This window comes from Herminiimonas sp. GW821-FHT09C12 (genome assembly GCF_059416385.1).
Map to the genome: position 1 here is coordinate 1872457 of NZ_JBWKPC010000001.1, position 24093 is coordinate 1896549.

16 protein-coding genes are annotated in these 24093 nt (G+C 51.5%); 8 read left to right on the forward strand and 8 right to left on the reverse strand.

Features of this window, described 5'->3' with window-relative positions; genetic code table 11:
• The first annotated feature begins 69 nt into the window (after positions 1 to 69).
• The 6 genes from AC07N2_RS08855 (at position 70) to AC07N2_RS08880 (ending at position 10870) form a co-directional block, all read left to right on the forward strand.
• Positions 70 to 1287 carry an MFS transporter gene (locus AC07N2_RS08855; RefSeq protein ID WP_494777899.1) on the forward strand — a complete coding sequence of 406 codons (1218 nt, stop codon included), beginning with the start codon at positions 70 to 72 and terminating at the stop codon, positions 1285 to 1287.
• 510 nt (positions 1288 to 1797) lie between these two features.
• Positions 1798 to 2952 carry a non-hydrolyzing UDP-N-acetylglucosamine 2-epimerase gene (wecB, locus tag AC07N2_RS08860; RefSeq protein WP_494777900.1) on the forward strand — a complete coding sequence of 385 codons (1155 nt, stop codon included), beginning with the start codon at positions 1798 to 1800 and terminating at the stop codon, positions 2950 to 2952.
• Between the two features lie 19 nt (positions 2953 to 2971).
• Positions 2972 to 5209, forward strand: coding sequence for a hypothetical protein (locus AC07N2_RS08865; protein ID WP_494777901.1), 2238 nt, complete (start codon positions 2972 to 2974; stop codon positions 5207 to 5209).
• 1 nt (position 5210) lies between these two features.
• Positions 5211 to 7343, forward strand: coding sequence for a glycosyl transferase family protein (locus AC07N2_RS08870; RefSeq protein WP_494777902.1), 2133 nt, complete (start codon positions 5211 to 5213; stop codon positions 7341 to 7343).
• Between the two features lie 57 nt (positions 7344 to 7400).
• Positions 7401 to 9884, forward strand: a complete 2484-nt coding sequence (locus tag AC07N2_RS08875) for an NfrA family protein (RefSeq protein WP_494777903.1) — start codon at positions 7401 to 7403, stop codon at positions 9882 to 9884.
• Positions 9885 to 9991: 107 nt separating this feature from the next.
• Complete coding sequence (locus tag AC07N2_RS08880) at positions 9992 to 10870, forward strand: alpha-amylase family protein (protein ID WP_494777904.1); 879 nt, start codon at positions 9992 to 9994, stop codon at positions 10868 to 10870.
• A 10-nt stretch (positions 10871 to 10880) separates the two neighbouring features.
• Here the strand turns inward: AC07N2_RS08880 and AC07N2_RS08885 are convergent, their stop codons facing one another.
• From AC07N2_RS08885 to AC07N2_RS08910, 6 genes are all read right to left on the reverse strand, one after another.
• The gene (locus AC07N2_RS08885; protein WP_494777905.1) at positions 10881 to 12146 is read right to left on the reverse strand and encodes an acyl-CoA dehydrogenase family protein; all 1266 of its coding nucleotides are present in this window, start codon (positions 12144 to 12146) and stop codon (positions 10881 to 10883) included.
• Positions 12147 to 12217: 71 nt separating this feature from the next.
• A complete protein-coding gene (locus tag AC07N2_RS08890) occupies positions 12218 to 13171 on the reverse strand; it encodes an aliphatic sulfonate ABC transporter substrate-binding protein (protein ID WP_494777906.1) in 954 nt (317 codons plus the stop codon).
• Between the two features lie 32 nt (positions 13172 to 13203).
• Positions 13204 to 13944 carry an ABC transporter ATP-binding protein gene (locus AC07N2_RS08895; protein ID WP_494777907.1) on the reverse strand — a complete coding sequence of 247 codons (741 nt, stop codon included), beginning with the start codon at positions 13942 to 13944 and terminating at the stop codon, positions 13204 to 13206.
• 10 nt (positions 13945 to 13954) lie between these two features.
• Positions 13955 to 14860, reverse strand: coding sequence for an ABC transporter permease (locus tag AC07N2_RS08900; RefSeq protein ID WP_494777908.1), 906 nt, complete (start codon positions 14858 to 14860; stop codon positions 13955 to 13957).
• Between the two features lie 23 nt (positions 14861 to 14883).
• Complete coding sequence (locus tag AC07N2_RS08905; protein WP_494777909.1) at positions 14884 to 15882, reverse strand: aliphatic sulfonate ABC transporter substrate-binding protein; 999 nt, start codon at positions 15880 to 15882, stop codon at positions 14884 to 14886.
• Positions 15883 to 16182: 300 nt separating this feature from the next.
• A complete protein-coding gene (locus AC07N2_RS08910) occupies positions 16183 to 18912 on the reverse strand; it encodes an EAL domain-containing protein (RefSeq protein ID WP_494777910.1) in 2730 nt (909 codons plus the stop codon).
• A 290-nt stretch (positions 18913 to 19202) separates the two neighbouring features.
• Here AC07N2_RS08910 and fumC point away from each other — a divergent pair, with 290 nt between their 5' ends.
• A complete protein-coding gene (fumC, locus tag AC07N2_RS08915; protein WP_494777911.1) occupies positions 19203 to 20591 on the forward strand; it encodes a class II fumarate hydratase in 1389 nt (462 codons plus the stop codon).
• A 110-nt stretch (positions 20592 to 20701) separates the two neighbouring features.
• Here fumC and AC07N2_RS08920 read toward each other — a convergent pair whose 3' ends face one another.
• Both AC07N2_RS08920 and AC07N2_RS08925 read right to left on the reverse strand, forming a co-directional pair.
• A complete protein-coding gene (locus AC07N2_RS08920) occupies positions 20702 to 21121 on the reverse strand; it encodes a hypothetical protein (protein WP_494777912.1) in 420 nt (139 codons plus the stop codon).
• Positions 21122 to 21210: 89 nt separating this feature from the next.
• Positions 21211 to 21429, reverse strand: a complete 219-nt coding sequence (locus tag AC07N2_RS08925; RefSeq protein ID WP_076593602.1) for a CsbD family protein — start codon at positions 21427 to 21429, stop codon at positions 21211 to 21213.
• A 607-nt stretch (positions 21430 to 22036) separates the two neighbouring features.
• On the opposite strand from AC07N2_RS08925, the gene AC07N2_RS08930 reads away from it, so the two are divergent.
• Positions 22037 to 24073, forward strand: coding sequence for a PAS domain-containing sensor histidine kinase (locus tag AC07N2_RS08930; RefSeq protein ID WP_494777913.1), 2037 nt, complete (start codon positions 22037 to 22039; stop codon positions 24071 to 24073).
• Positions 24074 to 24093 lie beyond the last annotated feature (20 nt).

The window sequence follows — 24093 nt, forward strand, 5'->3', positions numbered from 1 at the left end:
GGTCCCTCGCATTGAGTAGGCAAATTGTTCTAGCGGACAAGCTTTACTGATTTCCTTTAAGCTTCTGCCATGTCATCGAAAGATCACCTTCCTTCTGAAGCTATTCCTTCAGATAAATATATCCACACCTCCGCATTGTTATTGATGGCGCTGGCGTCGGGTTTGTGCGCGGGTGGTAATTATTTCAATCAACCTTTGTTGCATTCGATTGCGCTCAGCCTCCATGTCAGCGAGACGACTGCTGCGTTGACTGTGACGATGGCACAGGTGTCTTATGCGTTGGGCCTGGTGTTGCTGGTGCCTTTGGGTGACAAGCTTGAGCGTCGTGGTCTGGCAGTCACCTTGATGTTATTGGCTGCGATGGGACAGTTCATTAGCGGCTTCTCTTCCAATATCAATATGCTGTTTGTTGGCATCATCATGGCTGGTTTATTTTCTGTCGCTGCGCAGATACTGGTTCCGATGGCGGCAATTTTGTCTGATCCAAAGCGGAGTGGGCGGGCGGTTGGTTTGGTGATGAGTGGTTTGTTGATCGGCATTTTGACGGCACGTAGTGTAGCGGGCTTGTTGTCGGAGTTGGGTGGTTGGACCACGGTGTATCGCGTCGCGGGTGTAACGATGCTGTTGGTGGCGATGTCCTTGTGGTTTTTGCTGCCGCCATCGCGTAATCCTGAGCAGGTGAGTTATGCACAAGTGCTGCGCTCCATGACTGCATTGATCGCTCGTTATCCTCGCTTGCGCAGTCGCTCATTGATGGGGGCACTGTCGTTTGCTTCAGTCAGCGTATTGTTTTCGACGATGGCTTTGTTATTGTCCGGTCCGGGGCATGGCTTGAGTGATGGCAGTATCGGATTGGTTGGTCTGGTTGGTATTGCGGGTGCCTTGATGGCCAACATTGCCGGTCGTTTGGCCGATCGCGGTTGGGGCCAGGTGACCAGCGTGACATGTATTTTCTTGTTATTGCTGAGTTGGATATGCTTTTGGTTTAGTACCAGCAGTTTGATGTGGTTTCTGATTGGGATGCTGATTATTGATCTTGCCTTGCAAGGGCTGCACATCACCAACCAAAACGTGGTCTTGCATTTGGAACCTGAAGCGCGCTCGCGGCTGAATGCGGTTTATATGACGAGTTATTTTATTGGCGCCGCATCTGGTTCAGCGTTGGGTTCTCTCGCGTGGGAGCTAGGTGGTTGGCATGCGATTTGTGTAGTCGGTGTTGTGTTGACTGTGCTGGCAGGAATTGTGTTGATGTACGATCAGCGTTTGGCCAAGGAAAACCATCTTTAACGTGATGATCACGTTGTATCACTAGATTCTTCACAGACCTGCTGCGCGCAGAGCAAGGTCTTCAATGTCACCAAAACTTTCTCATTCTTTTTGAGAATTTCTCATAAACAATGGATTTCTCGCAATGAGCGAGATTGTCCGGTTTCAAATTCCTGCGTTTATGGCAAAGCTGTATAGGCATGGAAATCATGTCCTGCATCTATTTTCCCCTCTCATACGTATATGTCTGTATCTGTATCAGGCGTTATTGACTGATTAAGTCAGTTTTGGGAGTGAAGTTAGTCCTTTGTGGATGTTGTGATGCCAAGCATTGTTGGCATATAAACAATCATCACATATGGGTCATGTGATATACATGTATACATGTTTTTGCAATTCGACCCGAAAAAGTGTCTTGAGGCAATAAAGGTAACGCTCCCTAAAACATGAATGCTACGGATGGTATGTGGCAATAAATAAGTTGTTGATCTTGTACAAGATCGGCAATTTTTAGAGAGGATAGTGTTACGCGTGAAAATACTTTCTATTTTCGGCACACGTCCAGAAGCCATCAAGATGGCGCCCTTGGTGCGCGCACTTGAACAGGCTGCAGGCATCGAATCGGTGGTGTGTATCACCGGTCAGCATCGGACGATGCTGGAACAAGTGATGACACTATTCGAGATCAAGGCAGATCACGATCTAGATGTGATGGTGCCGAATCAATCCCTCAATTCTTTATGCTCCCGTATTTTTTCCAAGCTCGATCCTATTCTGGAAAGCGAACAGCCTGACAGAGTGCTGGTGCATGGCGACACCACAACCGCAATGGTTGCAGCGACCGGCGCATTTCATCGTCGGATTCCGGTTGGGCATGTGGAAGCTGGTTTGCGTACTGGTGATTTGACGCAGCCGTGGCCGGAAGAAATGAATCGTCGTGTCATTGATGTGATGAGTGATTTTCTTTTTGCGCCAACAGTCAGTTCTCGCGACAATCTTTTGCGTGAAAATTTAGGCGGGCGCATAGTCGTTACCGGTAATACTGTGATTGATGCATTGCAGTTGACGGCACAACGTCTTGAAAAAAACGCGGCCTTGCGTAGCCAGGTGGATGCGAAATTTCCCTTCATCTCGCCGCAACGGCGCATCTTGCTGGTCACAGGTCATAGACGCGAAAATTTTGGCGACGGCTTTGCGCATATTTGCGCAGCGTTGGCTGAATTGGCAAGGCGTCCCGACATCGATATTGTCTATCCGGTTCATCTCAATCCCAACGTCCGTGGTCCGGTATTGCAAGTGCTGTCAGATTTGCCGCGTGTGCATTTGATTGAGCCGCTGGATTACCTTGAGTTTGTACGTTTGATGCAGCTCTCGCATGTGGTTTTGACGGACTCTGGCGGTGTGCAGGAAGAAGCGCCATCACTCGGTAAGCCAGTACTTGTCATGCGTGATGTGACTGAGCGTCCGGAAGCTGTGGCGGCCGGTACTGTGGAACTGATAGGAACCAGCAAGCATCGCATCGTTGATGCGGTCAACCTCTTGTTTGATGACACCAAAAAATACACTCAGTTTTCCAATGTCGTTAATCCCTATGGCGATGGTCATGCTTCGTCACGTATCGTGCGTGCCTTGTTGGGCAAGGCTTATGAAGAATTTACTGCTGGTGGTGATGCATCCCTGAGCTAATTTTTATCACGAGGAAATCATGCGCGTACTTAATCGCATCTATAACAATACAAAATCTCCCTCCATGCTGTTACCTGTGATGAGCTTGCTGGCTCTGTGCGTGCTGTCGCATAACGCGTGGTCGGCGGATGGCGTAGGGCGCTATTTCCAGCAAATGGTGGCGGATCAGTCAGTGACGCGCGAGGTGACATTGAAAGAGTTGGGTATGTCCGTGCCAATGACTTTTGACGGGGCCAACAGTCAACGCGACATATTCCTGCCAGTGCCAGCTGGTGTACCGATTATGAATGCTGCCTTGCAATTCGATGCCAGCTATCTGCGTGCCGATGGTGGTCGTACTTCTATGACTTTGTCGGTAGATGGCTATCCAGTAGTGGCACGCAAGCTGGCAGAAGATCAAGGTGACCTTAGTCAAGGCGTTGCGATTTCGGGCCAGCCGCGCAGCGATGGCTTCATACATTTTGGCATCCATTGGTCTTCAGTCATGTCTGAGACGATGTGTAGTGATCAGCGCGCACCTGGCAATGCGTTAAGAGTAGAGCCTAGCTCACGTTTTACATATAGCTATGATCGTAGCGCGATCAAATCAATATCGACTGCATGGAGTGCTTTGCCACCGAATCCGGTATTGCTGGTGTCCAGTCGGGCATTGACGGTAGATGCTTACGATACTGCCTGGCGCATGGGTTTGACCTTGAAGCGTGCCGGTAAGAAGCCGCGCTGGATGTCGGTGCCTGCCGTTGGTGATACGGTTAATCTTTCTTCCATCAGCGTACCGCCTGAGCTGCGCGGAATTCCATCTTTTGCTGCGTTAATGAATGGCGATACGCAATACAAGATCAAGAACAATGCAGAAATCGCCGCCTTGTTTATTCTCGGTAATCAAGGACCTTTCCGCGCCGATCTAGTAATTGCCGATGCGGCGCTGAATACAATTTTGCGCAATGCGATGAATGCATTGGGTGTGGAAATCCAGGCAAGCTCGGCTGATACCAGCACGATTTATCAGGCTTGGCTAAAGACTGATGTGGCCCTACTGGACCAACCCAATGCTGCTGATCAGGTTCGCCTTACTTCCTTCGTGGGTAGTCCGGTGATCATGGTATCGGCTAAAGGGGGTGCGAAAGCCTCAGCATTATTCGATACCTTGTGGCGTCCGATTGCAGCTTCCAAGGATGTGACGGTAGAGACCGCGGAAGCCCTGAGGGGAAAGGCTGCGACTGTATTACTCAGCCAGTTCGGTGCCATCAACGGCACGATCGAAGTGTCGGAAAAAAGCGAACGTTCCGTCACGTTTGAGATCGGCGAATTAGTCGGTAGCGGTCGCCTGCCTAGTCAGATTGTGTTTGATGTGTCGGCCGCACCTGGCACCAATGGTGAGGCACCGGTAGTTTCCATTTTTCTCAATGACTATTTACTGGGTGCTAGCGTGATGACGGTCGATGGGCAGCCGCATCGTATTGCGGTGGATATTCCGTATTACACGCTGGCGGCACACAACACCATACGCATTGCCTTTTTACGTCAGCCTTCCAAACTGCATTGCCACGATGTTGCGACTTCATTCCCGGTCGCTATTTTCCCCGGTAGTCATTTGAAGTTAAAACAGATGGCAGTTGGTAATAACTTTGTCGGTATCGCGGCGCGCTATGCGAAAGAAAGTACGCTCATCGTCAAGGATGAGTGGCTCAAAGATGCGGTGGCTATGCTGCCGATGACGGTACGCATGGCTGATGCTGCCGGCCTGTCATCGATACATACGGAGTTTTTGGTTCTGAAACCAGGAGAGGTACTCAAGCCGACAACGCCTTTCCTGGCGATGGATGTGCCGCTGGAAGGCAAGGCTTCTACTGCAATTCATGACGGCATGCTGGTATTGAATGGTGCGGAGAAGACACCCATCCTGCAATTGAAAGGACTGGATCGCGTGGGTGTAGCAGAAGTTGCTGAGATTAACGGTCAGAGCGGTATTCGTTACTACACCGTAGGTAAAAACATGCCACTACTGAATAACTCTTTCCGCCTGGCGCATGGCAATCTCGCAGTGCTGACCGATGCTGGCCCAGTGCTGCAGATCGACAAGGATGATCCGACCGACAGCCGTTTTGCGCTGGAAGATAATCCGCAATCGCTATGGCAGCGCTATATGTGGGTGTGGTTGATTGTCATTGCCGTCATCCTCTTTATTTTGATTTCTGCACGTGTCGCACAGGTACGTCGTAACAGACGTAAGGCTGCCGAATTAATGGGTTTATGACTTGAGCTCTTCATCTCTATTCTGGCCGGTATTTTTTGCGCAGTATTACAGTGCGCTGGAGATGGTCGCGGTCGTGATCGCGATCATCATCCTGATTTCTAGCCTGGATGATTTGTTCATTGATGCCTGGTATTGGACGCGCGAAATTTATCGCAAATTCACTATCAAAAAAAATAAAAACTATCGACCGCTGACGCCAGAACAGATCAAGGAACGTGACGAACAGCATTTGGCGATCATGGTGCCGGCCTGGCTGGAATATGACGTGATCGCACAGATGATAGAAAGCATGGTGGCGACGCTCGACTATCGCAACTACACGGTGTTTGTCGGCACCTACGTTAATGACAGTGCAACGATAGAAGAGGTGGAGCGCATGCGCCGCCGTTACAAGCAGTTGCGCCGGGTCGAAGTACCGCATGACGGGCCGACTTGCAAAGCGGATTGTTTGAACTGGGTGATACAGGCTATCTTCCTGCATGAACAGCAAGCCGGCATCGAGTTTGCTGGTGTCATTCTGCACGATAGTGAAGACGTGTTGCATCCATTGGAACTGAAATTTTTCAACTATCTGCTGCCGCGCAAGGACATGATCCAGTTGCCTGTGGCTTCGCTGGAACGCGAGTGGTATGAGCTGGTAGCAGGTGTCTATATGGATGAATTCGCCGAGTGGCATGCCAAGGATCTGGTGGTGCGCGAGAGCGTCACCGGTACAGTGCCATCGGCTGGCGTCGGCACTTGTTTTTCACGGCGTGCATTGCTGGCGCTGGCAGCGGCAACCAATAATCAGCCTTTCAATACCGAAAGCCTGACCGAAGATTATGACGTTGGTAATCGTCTGGCCGCGATGGGTATGAAATCTATCTTTGCCTTGTTCCCGGTGGATTTCCTGACGCGCGGGCGCCGCTGGTTTGGTCTGGGGCCGGATAAGGAACGCATTATTCGTATGCCCTTATGTGTACGTGAGTTTTTCCCTGATACTTTCCGTACCTCTTATCGACAAAAGGCGCGCTGGGTACTAGGCATCAGCATGCAGAACTGGGAGCAGATGGGATGGCGTGGCTCTTTCGCACATAGATATCTATTGTTCCGCGACCGCAAAGGGATACTGACATCTATCGTCAGTGTCGTGGCTTATATCTTGTTTCTTCAATTCATTTTGTTTTACCTGGCGCATCTGGCCGGTATATGGACTATGGAGTTTCCCAGCCTCTTTCTGCAGTACAGCTGGTTGCAGTGGGTTGCGCAGTTCATCTTGTTTGCCTTGGCCTTGCGTATCATCCAGCGCTTTTATTTTGTGACTCGTCTGTATGGCTGGGAACATGGCTTGATGTCCATCCCGCGCATGGTAGTCGGAAATATCATCAACTTTATGGCGGTATGTCGGGCGTGGAAACTATTTTCCGGCTACATGCTGATGGGGAAAAATATGGTGTGGGATAAGACCATGCACGATTTCCCATCGACTTCGCAATTGGTGCAGAAGCGGCAGCTCCTGGGAGAAGTGCTCACTGCGTGGCAAGCCGTTGATGAAGAGAAGATCAGCGATGCTTTGGATGAGCGTGAAAAAACACAGATGCCTTTGGGACGGATACTAATCTCTCATGGCTGGCTGGATGAAGAAACCTTGGCCGAAGCAATTGCCTTCCAGGCCGACCTGCCGCGTGTGCATATCAATGCAGAGCTGATTGAAAAGTATGCGGGTTATGTACCGCAAGAATTATGTGTACGCATGCGCATGCTGTATGTTGGTAATGATGTGCGACAACGCCCTATGGTTGCGGTTTCTGCTCCGCTTTCTACAAAGTCGATGCAGGAGCTATCAATACTGTTCGGTCAGGATCCAGCACAACGTATTGCACGTGATAGCGAAATCGCCGCAGGTCTGCGTGTGCTACGTGGTGAAAGTGATGCCTTCAAAACGCTTGAGAACGGTGCCTCCGGTGTACCTCTGCTGGGTGATTTATTGATAGAGCGCGGATTGGTAAAGCGCGAGACTTTTGACGCGGTGATGGATGCATATCGTCCGGAGGAGCATGGTCGTATCGGTGATTATTTAGTCGATTGTCATGTGATTGAGCGTAATGTGATTGAACAGGTAGTGGAAGAACAGCGTCGCCTACAAGCAGTATAAAAAGGGCCATGAATGAAAAAAATAAATCTTCTTTTTTTACTGTTAATGAATGCAGGGATGATCGCGAGCGTCGACGCGCAAGAATCCGAGCTACCACTGAGCGGGCCTGCTTATGACATTGCAGATGCTGCTTACAAGGCATATGCCCGTGGCGATTATGCAGAGGCTGTGCGACAGGCGCGTGAAGCAGCGCGCTTGCGTCCGGATGTGCTCAGGTTGAAACAATTGCTTGTGCAAGCAGAAGAGGCGCAAAAGAATCAGGCGAAGGGAGCGACCGCACCGAAGGTTGTGACAGGCAAACCAGCTAGTGCAGCCAATCCGGCATACGCGGCGGCCGACAAGGCTTACAAGGCGTATGCAAAGCAAGATTACGAGACAGCAATCAGTGATGCGCAAAATGCGGTGCGGCTGGCTCCTGCAAATGAGTCGTACTGGACTCTGTTGATTAATTCTCAGATTGCAGCACAACGCTATGCAGAAGCAGAAAAAACCGTGATTGAGGCAATTCATCGTTTCGGTGCCACCGCATCCTTGGTGGGTCAACGTGTAGTGGTAAATCAGAATATCGCCGCGCAAGCAGGTGCTGCAATTTATCAAGCCTTGGAGCAGCAGAATTTCCCTAAAGCGATTTCCTCAGCGCATCGTGCCGTAGCGTATGCGCCAGAGAAAAGGATATATCGTTTGTTGCTGGTGCAATCCCTGCTGAGTGCGAATCGGCTGGAAGAAGCAGAGCAAGCCTTGGAGCCACTGCTGCAGAAAGTTGATGATCCGGTACCACTGATCTGGCGCGGCTATATCAAGCAGCGTATGGGGCAGCGGGCGGCCGCGATTGCTGATTTTGAAAAAGCGCTGTCCATGCGCAGTGAATTGACGACGGAAGAAAGGGTGAACCTACGCCTGATCGTTGCCGATGCCGGCTTGAGTGCAGGTGAGCCGAATGCAACATTGGAAGTCTTGCAGACTCTAGATGGAAACGCAGCCGTAGCAGCACGCAAGCGTAGTGCCGCCGAAATGCGTTTGCGTCTGGCACGACAAGGTACTGTCGCGACAAACAAAACCATGCAGCCACCGGTCTTGCGCTGTCGCAGCGCGACTAACGGTGAAGTCTGCAGTCTGGTACCGGGTGCTGCGCCTGCTGATCCGGCTTATGCCAGTGCTGACGCTGCTTATAAAGCATTGACCAAGCGCGATTATCCATTGGCATTGAGTAAGGCACGCGAGGCATTGCAGTTGTCACCTGACAATTCTGCATATCAATTACTGCTGGTAGATATCCTGAGCCGCGATGGTCAATTGGCCGAGGCCGAACGTGAGGCGACACTGGCACTGGATAAAGGCAATCGTGACCCGGAATTACGTGCGCAAAGAGGGCGTGTGCGTCTAGCCTTGGATAAAACGCAATTGGCTGAAGAAGATTTCAATCAAGTGCTGGCGTCGAATGATGCATCGCTGCCTTTGCAAATCGAAATGCTGTCCAAGTTGGGCAGACGAAGCGAGGCACGCCAGCGTTTCAATACAGCATCGGAGGCAGGTGCCTTCGATGGCATGTCCAAGGTTGAGTTGGCTTATCTGGCCGCATCTGCCGGTGACAGCCTGGGTGCTTTCACTTTGTTTGATCAATCTTATCGGGATGGCAGTCTGCCACCCAATGCAATACCAGATACCGGTTATGCAGCGTTGAATGCACATCGTGATCCAGATGCCACGACTTACTTCAGACGCACTGTGGATGCGGTGGACAAGGGTGATATTGCGATGGCACCGCAACAGCTGTTTGAAACCCGGCGTGCGATTGCCGACCTTGAGCGTAGCTGGGGTGCAGTAGCATCGTTGAATTATCGCGGCTCCAGCCTGCAACCTGGTTCGGGGATTGCGCCTAGCGGTACGAATAATACTGCGCAGATAGGTGGCGAAGTGTACTGGCGGCCATTCGGTTATCGTAGTGGACGACCGATAGAGGTGTATGCCAGTCTGTTTGAAACGGTGTACAGCAAAGACAAAGCGCTTACCGGCGCACCTACCGCACAGGGCGGTGTGGGTGTGCGCTGGAAGCCGTTCAGCGAGACGAATGTGATAGTGGCCTTGCAGCGCCAGATCAAGATAGGTTCGGCTTCGGGCGATGGTGACTGGTTGGCGCGACTGGCGTATTCGAATTCTTTTGGTACCGATCCACGCGTCGATAAACCTAGCTGGTGGACCGGGCAGATATTTGGCGAGCTAGGTCGTTATATAGACCAGAAGCAAACGTATTCTATTTTTGAAGGCCAGCTTGGACGCAGCTATCGGCTGGATGACATCAACCCGAACCTGACCATCACGCCGCATTTTGTTATCGGTTCGGATTTCAATTCGACATTAAGAGTACCTGCCGAAAAAACTGCGGTGGGAGCCGGCCCTGGTGTGAATGTTCGTTATTGGTATCGTCAGGATCACTACAAGGCACCGCAGTCTTATGTTGATTTTTCACTTCAGTATCGTTTCAGAATATCGGGAGATGAGCGTGCCAAAGGTGTGGTTCTACGCACGACGTTTTATTACTGATGAGCATGTTGTTTGAAGCGCATGAGTGACGGTGCGATTTCTTCTACATATTTCGTCCATCGCACAAAGAGCGCACAATGGCTTTCTTTGTTCGGTGGGGAATGAATATGCAATTTGCAGATGCTTCCATGCCAGCGCCGCGCGGTTCTCGCACATTCTTGCGCTGCAGCCTGCTGATGTTGTTCATGAGTATTGGCATCAGCAGTAGTTTTGCTGCCTCCATTACAGGCGTTGTTTGGCAGCCTGAAAACGCGACGATATCCCCTAAAGGCAAGTGGGATCAGATCGGGGCGCATCAATTACTGATTCAGTGGACTGCCGTTGATAATCTGGCTTTTGTTGCCGATGCCGGGATTACTGCTGCGCCACAATTACCTGACTGGAAACGCATTGCCGGTGAGCCGTGGGCGCGTGAAGTCATACTCGGCTTGGCTGGATATTTTGATGAAAACAAAGCACGTGCCAATCTGGATGAGCTGGGCGCATTGTCTGCCCGATTGGCAAAATTACCGACGCCATTGAATGTGGTTGGCTGGTATTTTCCGGTAGAGATAGATCCGACTTGGGACAATGCCAGCAAACTGATACCTATTCTGGAAAAATTACCACGCCCTTTATGGATCAGTGTCTACGACAGTGCTAATGTCGGGCCGGATGATGTAGCAAAATGGCTGGCATCCTGGTTACCCAAAGATGTGGGTGTATTTTTTCAGGATGGTGTCGGTGTGCATGCACGTGAAGCGCGAGTAGCCGTCGATTACCTGAATGCTTTGGAAAACCGTTTGGGCAAGGATCGCGTACGTGTGATTGTCGAAGCTTTCCGGCCGCAAGTGGGCGGCGGTTTCCGTGCTGCGACTGTTGCCGAATTGCTGCCTCAACTCAATACTTATGGTGCGCGCCAGGTGTATTTATTTGACGGGCCGCATTACGTGCCAGATACGCTGGTGGATGAACTCAAGGCTGACTTCGATAAGAAACAGCCTTGAGTACGAACAATCAGGAATAGATGGATGGTGTAGGAACTTCACCGGTCAATACCCACTGACCGACATCCTTCAATTTGTAATCCAGTGAATCGTGCAGTGTGTGTACGCGGACATTGCGCCAGTAACGGTCGAAGCCGTATTTGGCAGCAGTCGCGCGCGCGCCCATGACTTCAAAAATTTTGGCTGTGATATCAAGTGCGGCACGCGCAGCGACTATCTTGGTTTCATAGATGTTCACTGCCAGTACACCGCGCTCTTCTGCCGTCAAGGCATCGCCGCGATCCCACGCATGCTGCAATTGTGCGGCAGCATCTTCTGCCAATGCAATTGCACCGCGCAAGGCAATGCGCAAGTCACCATAATGTTGTTGGGTGAATGGATCGTCGATGGCACGTTCTACACCTGAGGTAAACCACGGGCGACCTTGTTCGTGTGTGTACTTCCATGCGTTCAACAATGCGCCTTGTGCATTGCCGATATAAATCTCGATCAGGATTAATTGCGATACCAGCGTGCGCAAGGTGGCGCGTGGCGTACCGGATGTGCCTGGTGGTCCGAGTACTTCATTGCGTTCCACACGCACCTTGTCGAAAGTGACGGAGCCGCTATCGGTTTGACGCTGGCCGAGATTGTCCCAATCGTCGAGTACCTTAACGCCGGCACGATTGGTAGGAATCGACAGGAAGACACGATCAGATGGATCGGCGGAACGCGGTGCGGTGATGTTGAGCATGTCGGAACCGGTAGCGCCTGAGCAAAACGATTTGATACCGTTCAGCTCATAGTAACCATCATCCTTATTGTCGCCTTCACGCCATACCAAAGTGGCGCGCGTATCCAGCCCATTGGTGGCATTGCCCCAGAACCAGTTTTCACTGACGGTTTTTCCCAGATACAAGGCTTTTTGTTCTGGATTGCCGAACAGGGCAACGCTGGCAACTTGTAAATGCTGGAAGCCGAATAGATGCGCGAGCGAGCTATCGACTTCAGCGAAGCGACGGATGATTTGGTAAATAGTCGGCCATGGGGTTTCCGGCCCGCCAAAGGCGGCAGGGACGGCTAGTTTCAACAAACCGCTGTCACGCAATACTTGCCGCTCTACCCATGCGGTGCCGCCGCTGCGGTCGCGCTCGGTGGCGGTGAGCGCCAGCGCTGCCGCTGTTTTTTCAACCGCATCCGTTAATGCGCCGAAATCGCGTTGCACCAGATGTGCCGGCGTATAAGTCGGCGCAGCTTGCGTTTGCGGCAGTTCGCCCAGTTTCAGTAATTGACCCATGATCTGACTATTCCCATACGTGTGTAGCGCGCATTGAAGGTGAATTTAAATGCGTGAAGTAAAACAGCGAATTAAAAAACCGGTACGGCAGTCGCGTTGACTTTCTTAGGCAACAAACCTTCGGCTAGAAATGCATCGGCAATTTTTTGTTGTTCGCCCAGACGTTCCGTTAGAACGGAGCGAACTTCATAGCTACGGCGTGCATTCGCTTGTTCAACCGTGGCGACATCCAGACCCCATACTGGTGCGAGCAGATTGGCTGCTTCACGCGGCGATTGCTTGACCCATTTGCCGGTTTCCTGCAGCGAGTCAACGATGACTTTCACAACTTCAGGACGTGCTTTGGCGAAAGGTGTCGATGCCAGGTAGTAGCGTTGATAATCGGCCAGACCGCGACCATCTGTCAGCACGCGGACTTGCGATTGACGTTCTACTGCAGCCAGGAATGGATCCCAGATCACCCATGCATCTATGGCTTCACGTTCGAAAGCGGCGCGGCCATCGGCAGGGGCGAGGTAGGCGAGTTGGATGTCCTTCAAGGACAAACCGGCTTTTTCCAATGCTGCGATCAGCAGGTAATGTGCGCCCGCTGCCTTGGCAAAGCCTACGCGTTTGCCGCGCAGATCGGCCAGTGTTTTGATAGGCGAGTTAGCCTTGACGACTATCGCTTGTGCGCTTGGCGATGGTGATTCTTGTGCGATGTAAGTCAGTTGTGCGCCGGCAGCTTGTGCGAACACTGGCACGGTATCGGCCACATCAGCGGATACGTCGATTGCGCCTACGTTCAACGCTTCCAGCAAGGGCAGGCCGCTGGCGAATTCATGCCAAGTCACCTTGACGCCCAATGCACCCAAACGCTGCTCCAGTGTGCCGCGTGTTTTCAAGACAGTGATCAAGGTCGATGATTTTTGATAGCCGATGCGTACGGTGTCGCCGGCTTTTTGCGCATGCGCAGGAACGGCGAGCAGTGGTGTCAGTGCGAGCAAGGCAATCAGCTTGCGGCGAAGATTGGAAATGTTTTTCATAAAATTCTCCCTGTGTTGAATGTTGTTGCCGATTAGATGGCGTGAATTTCTTCCAGTACTTTTAGTATGTCGTCGCGTGCTCTGGCCAATGCTTCCGAATGGCGATTGCGTGGACGTGCGAGTGCAATGGTGGTGTCGTCGATGATGTCACCCTGGCCCATCGTCAACACGCGATTACTGAGATACGCCGCTTCATCAATATCGTGCGTCACCAGCAACACGGCGAAGTTGTGTTCAGCGGCCAGCGTTAGCAATAGATCCTGCAAGCGCATGCGAGTGAATGCATCGACTGCGGAGAAGGGTTCATCCAGCAGCAACAGACGTGGCTGGTTGAATAAGCCGCGTGCAATCGCAGCACGTTGCGCCATGCCGCCAGACAATTGCTTGGGCAGATAATCGATGGCCTCGCTCAAGCCGACTTCACGTAGCAAGGCTTGCACGTGCGGATGGGCATTGGCTTGCGTACGATTCTGATCTGGACGATTGAAGCCTACGTTTTCTGCCACGCTTAGCCACGGCAATAGACGTGGTTCCTGAAAAATGAGACCGATGTCTTGCGTGACGCCGTCGAGTTTTTTTCCATCCAGATGGATCTGGCCGTTGTAATGTCTGTCCAGTCCGGCGATCAGACGCAGCAGAGTACTTTTGCCGCAACCGGATTTGCCGACCAGACTGACGATTTCACCAGCGCGCAAGCTCAGCGATACATTCCGTAAAACAGAACGCTCGCCAAAGCTTTTATCGCGTACATGGAGGTCGAGTAAAACGCTCATTGCATCAACCTCAAACCGTACGTGTGGCGAGTGAATCGGACCAGGCCAGCTTGCGTGTTTCCAGCCACTTCAACAAACCGTCGGTCAGCTTGCCGAAAACAGCGAGCAGGAAAATCGCAGCCAGCACCACATCAGGACGACTGGTTTCTCTACCATCTGTCAGCAGATAGCCTATGCCTTTGGTAGCGGCGATCAACTCTGCTGCAACCAGGAACATCCACGCCAATGACAAGCCATTGCGCAAGCCGGTGAACAAGCTCGGCAATGCAGCCGGCAATACGATGCGGCGCGCCAGCGATGGTGCAGACAAACCGTAGATTTCTCCCAGCTCGATTAACTTGCGATCGACATTGCGTATGCCGGATACCAAGCCAAGATAGATAGGGAAGAAGGCGCCGATGGCGATCAGTGTGATCTTGGGCGTTTCATCTATGCCGAACCACAGCAGTAAAAGTGGTACCCAGGCCAGACTGGGAATAGCGCGCAAGGCCTGGAAAGTCGGTTCAAAGAAAGCTTCTGCATGTTTGCTCAAGCCAACGAACAGGCCGAACAGTATCGCCAGTGCTGCACCTATCGCATAACCGGAAAACACGCGCGCCACACTTGCACCTATATGAACGAACAAACCTTGCTCGACCAAAGCGGACAAGGTTTGCACGATTTCGGATGGCGGTGGCAACAGCCTTGCCTGTATCCAGCCCAGATGCGCAGCCAGCTCGACAAAGCCGAGTACGGTAATCGGCAAGATCCAGCCTAGCCAGGCCAGACTTGGAGATTTAGATGAAGGTTGAGAGACAGTCGCAGCTTGATGCACTTCAGTTGACGTGACGGCTTTATTCGCCAGCACTTGCGATCTCAAGGTGTGGCCACCGTTGATCGTGGCAGGAATGAAGGAGGCGCTGCGACTGTTATCCATGACGAAAAATTTCCTTTACGCGATCAGGCTGGTGTTTTCTTCGTGGCGATTGCTTGCACAAAACTAGGATCGATCAAATCGTTGATGACCTTGTTCAAGTCCGTTCCTTTTTTAACCAGGTCTTCCTGCAACAGAATCGGCGCTGCGGCTTGCAGTGCCTCGCGATGTTCACGGCCGATATATGGATTGGAGAAGTCAGTACGGTTCAATTGCACTTTGGCGACAGCGAGAGAAATCTTTGCTTCGTCGGCTTGAATTTGCGAAGCTTCACGCGGATTGGCCAAGATCCACTGGCGTGCGCGTTCATAAGCGATCAATACTTGCTTCACTTGCTCAGGATATTTCTTCGCAAAGTCTTCCGTCACGTTCAGGAAGCCGTAGGTATTGAAGGCGACATTGCGATACAAGAGGCGTGAACCTGCTTGCAATTCGCTGGAAGCCATGTGTGGGTCGAGACCGGCCCATGCATCGATGCGACCGCTTTCCAGTGCGGCACGACCATCGGCGTGTTGCAGGTGGACGATTTCCACATCGGATTTCTTGATGCCATTCGCTTTCAATGTGCGCAACAGGAAGAGGTAAGGATCGGTGCCTTTGGTGGCAGCGATTTTTTTGCCTTTGAGGTCCGCTACGGTTTTGATCGGTGAATCTTTTGGCACTAAGAGTGCAGTCCACTCAGGACGCGAATACACATAGATACTCTTGATCGGATTGCCGTTGGCGCGAGACAAGACCGCAGCCAGACCGGCTGTACTGCCGAAATCGATGCTATTGGCGCTCAGATATTCCAGCGCGCGGTTGCTACCTTGCGACAGCGTCCATTTGACTTTGATGCCACTGGATTTGACTTGCTCTTCCAGCCAGCCGAAGTGCTTCAGTACCAGACTGGTCGGCGAGTAGTACGCATAGTCGAGACGAATTTCTTCAGGGGCGTTTGCTGCATGAGCGGAGAGGGAAACGCCCGATGCCAGGCCAGCCAGAGAAAGCAATGCAGTGCTTTTGATAAAAATTCTACGATCCATGTTCTACCTTGAATAGTGAAACCAGACACTTGAATACAGTGTCGTGCGGTGGGAAATTCGTATCAGATTTGAGATTGCCGGAGGCGACTTCTAGAGGACGATTTACGCTTGCGCGTACATCGATCACACAAGCCGCGTTGATGCAATCGCTCAAGCCTTATCGTTGTCAGGAATAAGATTAACGACTCGCAAGACTTAACGGAACGAATCTCTTCGTCGATGGATCATCGGTTTTCGCATAAGCCGATTTTGGTATAAGCACATGCGAAAAATGCGCTGCGAAGATGGAGAGGATGGTTGCTAGTGCACGAGCGCAGCAGTGCGATCCATGCGTTCATTTAAGAGCAGAGATTCGATTTGATCAGAAGGGAGAGGTTTGCAGAAGTAATACCCCTGCATTTCATTGCAACCTTGTTCGCGCAGAATATCCATCTGGCTTTCTGTCTCTACGCCTTCTGCAATCACGTTCAATTTCAGATTGTGTGCGAGAGAAATGATGGATGAGACGATGGATGCATCGTCTTGATTGATAGCGATATCGCGCACGAAGGAACGGTCTATCTTCAAGGTATCGATAGGGAAGCGCTTCAGATAAGCAAGGCTGGAATGTCCGGTGCCGAAATCGTCTACCGATAGTTGTATGCCCAAGGACTTGAGATCGTGCAAGGTCAGGATATTGCGTTCGATATCGGCCATCACTGAACTCTCGGTCAATTCTATTTCCAGGAAGTGTGGAGCCAATCCTGTTTCTTGCAACGTCGTCGTGATCGATTCCAGCAAGCTGGCTTGCGTGAATTGTCTCGCGGATAGATTGACTGCGATGCGCAGATTGGTAAACCCCATCTCATGCCATGCCTTGGCTTGTTTGCAAGCAGTTTGCAAGACCCATGCGCCGATAGGAATGATGAGGCCGGTTTCTTCCGCCAGACTGATGAAGCTGCCGGGTTGAACCATGCCGAGGATAGGATGATTCCAGCGCACCAATGCTTCCAGCCCGACGATGGCACCGCTGTGCAGATCGACTTGCGGTTGGTAGTGCAGAACCAGTTCATTGAGCTCTATCGCATGGCGCAATTCTCTCTCTATGCGCAGACGTTCCAGCGCCTGATCGTTCATCGCCGGCGTGTAGAACTGGAAGTTGTTGCGCCCCAATTCCTTGGATCTATACATGGCGACATCGGCATGTGCGATCAGCGTGGTCGGATCGGCGCCATCGTTGGGATAAACGGCGATCCCCATGCTGCAGCTCAGAAAGAATTCGCTGCCTTGTATTGTGAGCGGTTTGACGACTGCTTCCATGATGCGTTGGATGACATCGGATGGTGCGTCGCCACATTCCGGTAACACCAATACGAATTCGTCGCCGCCCAATCGGGCGACGGTGTCGGATTCGCGTACCGATGCCTGTAGACGGTCCGAGATGATCTTTAGCAAAACGTCGCCGGCTTGATGGCCCATGGTGTCGTTGACGAACTTGAAGCGATCCAGATCGACCAGCACTACCCAGACACCATGTCCATTTCTGGAGGAATAGGCGATGGCGTTTTCCAGTCTGTCTTGCAGTAGCGCGCGATTCGGCAAGCCGGTCAATACGTCGTGGCTGGCTAAACGATGCAGCGTTGTTTCGTACTGCTTCATCGGCGTGATGTCGCTCATGGCTGCGACGAAGTGGGTGGTCTTGCCATCGTCATCGGTGACGGGAGCGATGTAGAGATCATTCCAGAACAGGGAGCCATCCTTGCGATAGTTGCGTAACACGGCCTTGCCTTCACGCTTTTCTGTGAGTGCCACGCGTATTTCATGCAGGCCGGGTTGTTCGTGGTCGTTGCCCAGCAAAAAATTGCTGCTGCGACCTATGGCTTCTTCTGCGGTATAGCCGGTGATGCGTTCAAATGCTGGATTCACATATTCGATGGCGAAATCAGGTGCACGGGCGCTGGAAATGATCACGGCATTGGCGCTGCATTCAATCGCACGTTCGCGCAGACGTAATGCTGCTTCTGCTGCTTGTCTACCATTGCGATCACGATGTGCGCGGATTTCTACCGTGACGCGTTGTGCCAGATTGACCAGCAAGGCGACTTCCTGTGCATCGAAGGCATCAGGCTCCGATGCATAAACGTTGAATACGCCGATGATGGCATCACCATCGCCCATGGGCAGCACGAGTTTGGAGTAGAAGCCGCGTTTCATTGCCTCTTCGCGCCAAGGTGTCGGACTGGTGTCGTTGGCAAAATAATTGGCGACGGCAGGGCGTTTGGTTTGTAGAGCCTTGTTGATGGCGATGGTGCCTTTGCCGCCGGCTTGCAATGGGATTTTCAGCGCGTCGAGATAACCTTGGTGTTCCTGCGTCAGGCCTATAGGCACGATCGCACCATCCTTGGCCAGTATGCCTGCCCACGCCATGCGATAACCGGTGGCGGTGACCACATCGCAAATCCCTTGCAGCAGTGCATTCTCGTCTGCTGCATCTGAAATGATGCCTTCGCAATCTTGTATTGCACGTAGAGCGCGATTGCTGCGCGCAAGAGCGATTTCCAGATGATGGCGGGTGGTGATATCGGTACCGATCAACTTGACATGGCCGCTGCGACCATCCGTGTCGGGGATGAAATGTGCGTGGTATTCGATCCAGCGTGGACTGCCATCTGCGCGGTTGATGCGCAGGCGCAAGGTTTGATGTTGTTCTTGCGTGATAGTCGTCAGGATGGCGCGTGCCTGTTCTCTATCTGACGGTGCCGTATTCTCTAGCCACAAATTGGAATGAGCATAGAAGCGTTCTGGTGAGTTGCCATAAAGCGGTTCTACGGTTTTGCTGGCATAAACTACCTGACCGTCCGGAATACGTAATACCCAGACTATCTTGTCAGCCGACAGCAGGCTATCCGCAGTCGAATCGCTTAAATAGGCGTTTTTCTTGCCAGCGAGATGCTTGCGTACACTGTTGGCAATAGGCGCAACAAGCGCAGTGATGCCAGCCTGTAGCAGACTCAGGTTGGTGCCATGCACTTTGCGGATGATACGTTCCATGCGGAGATCGCTTCGATTAATGCGTTAGGTGCAAACAGGGGTAAGGCACAGGTCATTGCCTAATGTGCGTGGATGCAGTGCAAGCGATATAGGCAAAAGTTGATGTATTGCAATAAGATTCTAAGATAAGTAAAAACAGATTCAGTCTAATTTTTTTGAATATCAATATGCGTTTGTTGCTGTCTGATATCGTATGCATGACGTAGCAAAGCATGCTCAGCCGGACGCCATACGCATCAGGATATTTTTCAGTAGAGTTATTCCTTCACTTGATAAATCAGGATCACCTCATGACGACACGTATAGAACGCGACACATTCGGCCCTATAGAAGTGGAAAACCAACGCTTGTGGGGGGCGCAAACGCAGCGTTCGCTCGAACATTTCAAAATATCCACCGAGAAGATGCCGCAGGAATTGATCGTGGCGCTGGCTGAAGTCAAACGCGCTGCAGCCGTGGTGAATCTGGCTTTGGGTAAGTTGAGCAAGGAAAAAGCGCAGGCGATAGCGAATGCGGCGGAAGAAGTCATCGCTGGCAAATATCCGCATGAATTCCCGCTCGCGGTGTGGCAAACCGGCTCCGGCACACAGAGCAATATGAATATGAATGAAGTGCTGGCGAATCGCGCATCCGAATTGCTGGGTGGCGAACGTGGCGAGAAGCGTCTGGTTCATCCGAACGATGACGTCAATCTAGGTCAATCATCCAACGATATTTTTCCTACAGCGATGTATGTGGCCGCCAGTCTGGCCGTAGTTAATAAATTGTTGCCGGCGACGCAGAGCCTGCATCGCACGCTCAATAGCAAGGCGAGCGAGTTTGCCGATATCGTCAAGATCGGGCGTACGCATCTGCAGGATGCGACACCGCTCACGCTGGGGCAGGAGTTCTCTGGTTATGCAGCGCAGCTGGAACATTCTGCATGCAGCATCGCAGTCTTGCTGTCGCCTTTGCAGGAGCTGGCTGTAGGCGGCACAGCGGTCGGTACCGGTTTGAATACGCATCCAGAGTTTGGTGAGCGTGTAGCGGCTGAATTGACCAAGCGCACCGGTTTGAGTTTCAAAAGCGCAGCGAACAAATTCGCATCATTAGCAGCACACGACGCCATGGTCAGTGTGCATGGCGGCTTGAAGACGTTGGCGGCAACGATGATGAAAATCGCTAACGATGTACGCTGGCTGGCGTCTGGTCCGCGTTCCGGTCTGGGTGAATTGAGTATTCCAGAAAACGAACCGGGTAGTTCCATCATGCCGGGCAAGGTCAATCCGACGCAAAGCGAAGCGGTGACGATGTTGTGTTGTCAGGTATTTGGCAACGATGTCGCAATCAACTTCGGTGGTGCTTCCGGCAATTTTGAATTGAATGTGTTCAAGCCCTTGATGGTGCACAATTTTTTGCAAAGCGTGCGTCTGTTGACGGATGGCATACACAGCTTCGATGAACATTGCGCGCAGGGCATAGTGGCGAATCGTGATCGCATTTCCGATTTGATGGAGCGTTCTTTGATGCTGGTGACGGCACTGGCACCGCATATCGGTTACGACAAAGCTGCAAAGATCGCCAAGCAGGCGCATCACGATGGCACTAATTTGAAGGAAACGGCGATTGCACTGGGATTTGTCACAAGCGAAGAATTCGACCTCTGGGTGAAACCGCAAGACATGATTCATCCTGGCTGATTCAGCTACGCAATAAGAGTGCGGCCTCGGCAAGAAGTCTTGCCAAGGCCGCACGACCAGTTTCAGTTAATTAGGCATCTTGCGAAGATGCTGCCTGTGTAGGTATCGGATTATTTGGCAGCTTTTGCTGCTTTTGCGTCAGCCACTTCAGTTGTCTGAGCTGCTTTGGCTTCTTTCACACAAACATCTTTCTTGTTGCCGGCAAGGTCATCGCATTTTTCTTTAGCAACCTTGTAGTTGGCATCAGCGATATCGATGCGTGCTTGTTGATGGGCTTGAGGCGTGCCTTTATATGTGGCCTCAGCTTCTGCTGTCGTTTTCACTTGCGCCGCCTTGGCTTCTTCTACGCAAACATCCTTGGCGTTACCTTTCATGCTGTCGCATGCGGCACGCGCTGCCTTGTAATCAGCTTCTGCACTTGTCTTGGTTGCGTCGTAGCTGGCCTTTGCCTCGCTTGAGGCTGCATGGGAAGCGGCAGTGAAACCAACACTGGCAGTGGTCATGATGATCATTGAGATGATTTTCTTCATCGTGTGTCCTTTTTGTTGTGAATAAAATTATTGAAGCTGTCGATGAAGTACGTCATGCAGTTGCATGGCGTGCTTTCTACTCATCGACCTTACATAAAGCGTTTGTCATTGCGATTACGTTCTTCGAATGACTTGATTTGCTTTTCAGCTTCATCTTTGCTGACGCCGTAAGCTTCTTGAATTTTTCCTGCGAGCTGGTCGCGCTTTCCGGCAATCGTATCGAGGTGATCGTCAGTGAGTTTGCCCCACTGTTCTTTCACATTGCCTTTGAGTTGCTTCCAGTTACCTGCGATAACGTCCCAATTCATAGCATTCTCCTTTTGCGAAATTTTCGATTAACGGCGAAAGTGCCTGCCTTACTCTATGCAAGTCAGGGGCCATGCTTTATTTGCTAAAAATCAATGACTTACGAGTGTTTTACGGTTATTTTGTAAATGCTTCCGGGTAGCTTGCAAACGCTACATGTGGGAAAAGAAGAGTTTTATTGCGTAATGGAAATGGAGTCAGCAATACAAGGCTGCCGATTTCAGCGCTGTGTTGAAAAGCGTATGGATGTTTTCAGGGGGAGATGTCTACTGGCAATGTGTTCCTGGTCTGGAACCATTTCATTCAGTGTGCATCTGAACAGACTATCTTTTCTGCTGCCGTACATGAGGGCCGTAAGGTGCTGATACTGCGGAAGATAAGCGCTGGTTTGCAGTCGTAGTGGATGCTGCTATGCTGGTTTAAAGCAAAAATAAAACATTCAGCAGGATTACGTGACGTTGCCCATGAGTACTACGTCAACGGAAAACCGGTCTGAACAAAAAGCGGAGAAAGATCGCTAAGTAGCATGTTCCCAATTTGGTGGAAAGAGCCTATCGGGAACATGAATCGATTTCGATAGCCATCATCTCATTTGTAATGGAGTACTTCATGTTCCGATCTTTGGGATGTCGCACCTTGTCCGCACCTTTCCTGTCTTCATTGTTGATGATGGCAGTAGGGGCACTGGCCATGACAAATGTGCAGCAGGATCTCTGGGTACTGCATTATCGTCTCTCCGATATTGTGCCGATTCAGGCGAATACAGCCGTCGCTTTTGTGCTGGCCGGGTTGGCACTGTTATTACGTTCATTCCATATATTAGATGGCAGGGCAAAGACAGTCGTTGCGGTGCTGGCATCCGTACTGGCACTTTGCGTGGCCTTGTTGGGTTTGTCGACGCTGGCACAGTATTCATTCGGTTTGCAGGTCGGTATTGATCACCTGTTTCCTCGTTTGGCAGAGGGCACATATAAAGCTTATTTTGTGAAGATGGCGCCGCTGCCTGCGCTTGGTTTTACGCTGGCAGGTTTGAGCCTGTTACTGCTGGACTATCGTACTGCACGTGATCATTATCCATCCGAGTACGGTGCCTTCATCCTGGCCGGTGTCATGGGGATACCTTTAATCGGCCACCTCTATAACGTGATGTCGGTTGATGAGCTGAATGCAGCGCATACGGTCACCCCATTCATCTCGATTGTTTTCTTCATACTTGCGCTAGGTATATTGTCAGCGCGTCCGCATCATCGGTTGATGAGTTTGTGGAACAGTACCTCGCCTGGCGGACCGCTGTTGCGACGCTTATTGCCGAACAGCTTGCTCCTGCTGGTGATACTCGACTTTGCGATTAAATGGGGTGTGCAGAATCGTTTGTATGACGCGGACAAGGCATCACCTTTATTGATCCTGCTGAGTAGCTCCTTATTGTTCATCATGTTCTGCCGTACGGCAGCTTTGTTGAATCGCGAATATGAAGGTCGGCAACAGGGCGAGGCCGCGCTGGCTGAAAGTAATGCTTTGCTGCGCGCGGTGAGTGACAATACGCCGGATGCGATCTTCGTCAAGGATAGTGCCGGACGCATGGTGTTTGCGAATCCTGCCAAATTACGTTTGCTTGCCAAGGATCACGATCAGGTAATCGGCTTCCGTAGCGTCGATCTTTATCCGAAGAAAGCCGATGCCGAATTGATCAATCAGGAAGATCAAAGCGTGATGGAGAGTGGCCAGCCCCGAGTGTTCGAAAGTACGATTCGCTTCCCGTACGGGATACGTACACTGCATTCGACCAAGGCTCCCTGGTTGAATGCCAACGGTGAGATCATGGGTTTGGTCGGTATCAGCACCGATATCACCGAGCGCAAGCGCATGGAAGATTCCTTGAAGGCGCATGAAACGCAACTGGAAGCACTGGTTGCTGCACGTACCTTTGAGGTCAGCGAACTGATCGGCCATCTGGAAACGACGCGAGAAGAAGAGAAGCACGCAATCGCGCGTGAATTACATGACGATCTGGGCTCTGCTCTGACAGCGTTGAATATGCATTTGTCTTTACTCTTTCAGCAAATGCCGCCAGAGCCTAAATTTACTGAACGTTCGCTCAAGATCAAGGCTTTGTTGAGTTCGATTACCGATGCAACACGCCGGATTCAGAATGGCTTGCGCCCGGACAAGCTGGATGTGTTCGGCGTCAAGATTGCGATCGCTGAGCAGGCTGCTGAGTTTGAAAAATACTCGGGTGTGGTCTGTAATGCGAGCTTGCCGGATGATCAGTTGGTGTACGCACCGCGCGTGGATATCGCCTTGTTCCGTATGGTGCAGGAGGCATTGAATAACATCGCCAAGCATGCACAGGCCACGCATGTGGACGTGATACTGGACGATACCGACGATGAAATCGTGCTCACGGTACGCGATAACGGTATCGGTATTCCGCAAGGACAGCCGACAGATGTGGTCACGCACGGTTTGCGCGGCATGCGCGAGCGGGCAGGTTATCTGGGTGGCTCAGTACGGGTCGGCACAGGAGCGCTGGGGCATGGCACGACGATTATGATCACGATTCCTAAAACCGCAGCGAATATGGCGGAAACTGATGGCACGACTGAATTGACCGATGAGCCTGAAAATATCAAGCAGGTCAATTAATTGATGCAGAAGTTGGATGG

Excerpts from the sequence above, each read along its gene's own strand:
- AC07N2_RS08855 (WP_494777899.1), top strand. The coding sequence starts at position 70 with ATGTCATCGAAAGATCACCTTCCTTCTGAAGCTATTCCTTCAGATAAA.
- AC07N2_RS08865 (WP_494777901.1), top strand. The coding sequence starts at position 2,972 with ATGCGCGTACTTAATCGCATCTATAACAATACAAAATCTCCCTCCATG.
- AC07N2_RS08875 (WP_494777903.1), top strand. The coding sequence starts at position 7,401 with ATGATCGCGAGCGTCGACGCGCAAGAATCCGAGCTACCACTGAGCGGG.
- AC07N2_RS08880 (WP_494777904.1), top strand. The coding sequence starts at position 9,992 with ATGCAATTTGCAGATGCTTCCATGCCAGCGCCGCGCGGTTCTCGCACA.
- AC07N2_RS08885 (WP_494777905.1), bottom strand. The coding sequence starts at position 12,146 with ATGGGTCAATTACTGAAACTGGGCGAACTGCCGCAAACGCAAGCTGCG.
- AC07N2_RS08890 (WP_494777906.1), bottom strand. The coding sequence starts at position 13,171 with ATGAAAAACATTTCCAATCTTCGCCGCAAGCTGATTGCCTTGCTCGCA.
- AC07N2_RS08895 (WP_494777907.1), bottom strand. The coding sequence starts at position 13,944 with ATGAGCGTTTTACTCGACCTCCATGTACGCGATAAAAGCTTTGGCGAG.
- AC07N2_RS08900 (WP_494777908.1), bottom strand. The coding sequence starts at position 14,860 with ATGGATAACAGTCGCAGCGCCTCCTTCATTCCTGCCACGATCAACGGT.
- AC07N2_RS08905 (WP_494777909.1), bottom strand. The coding sequence starts at position 15,882 with ATGGATCGTAGAATTTTTATCAAAAGCACTGCATTGCTTTCTCTGGCT.
- AC07N2_RS08910 (WP_494777910.1), bottom strand. The coding sequence starts at position 18,912 with ATGGAACGTATCATCCGCAAAGTGCATGGCACCAACCTGAGTCTGCTA.
- fumC (WP_494777911.1), top strand. The coding sequence starts at position 19,203 with ATGACGACACGTATAGAACGCGACACATTCGGCCCTATAGAAGTGGAA.
- AC07N2_RS08920 (WP_494777912.1), bottom strand. The coding sequence starts at position 21,121 with ATGAAGAAAATCATCTCAATGATCATCATGACCACTGCCAGTGTTGGT.
- AC07N2_RS08925 (WP_076593602.1), bottom strand. The coding sequence starts at position 21,429 with ATGAATTGGGACGTTATCGCAGGTAACTGGAAGCAACTCAAAGGCAAT.
- AC07N2_RS08930 (WP_494777913.1), top strand. The coding sequence starts at position 22,037 with ATGTTCCGATCTTTGGGATGTCGCACCTTGTCCGCACCTTTCCTGTCT.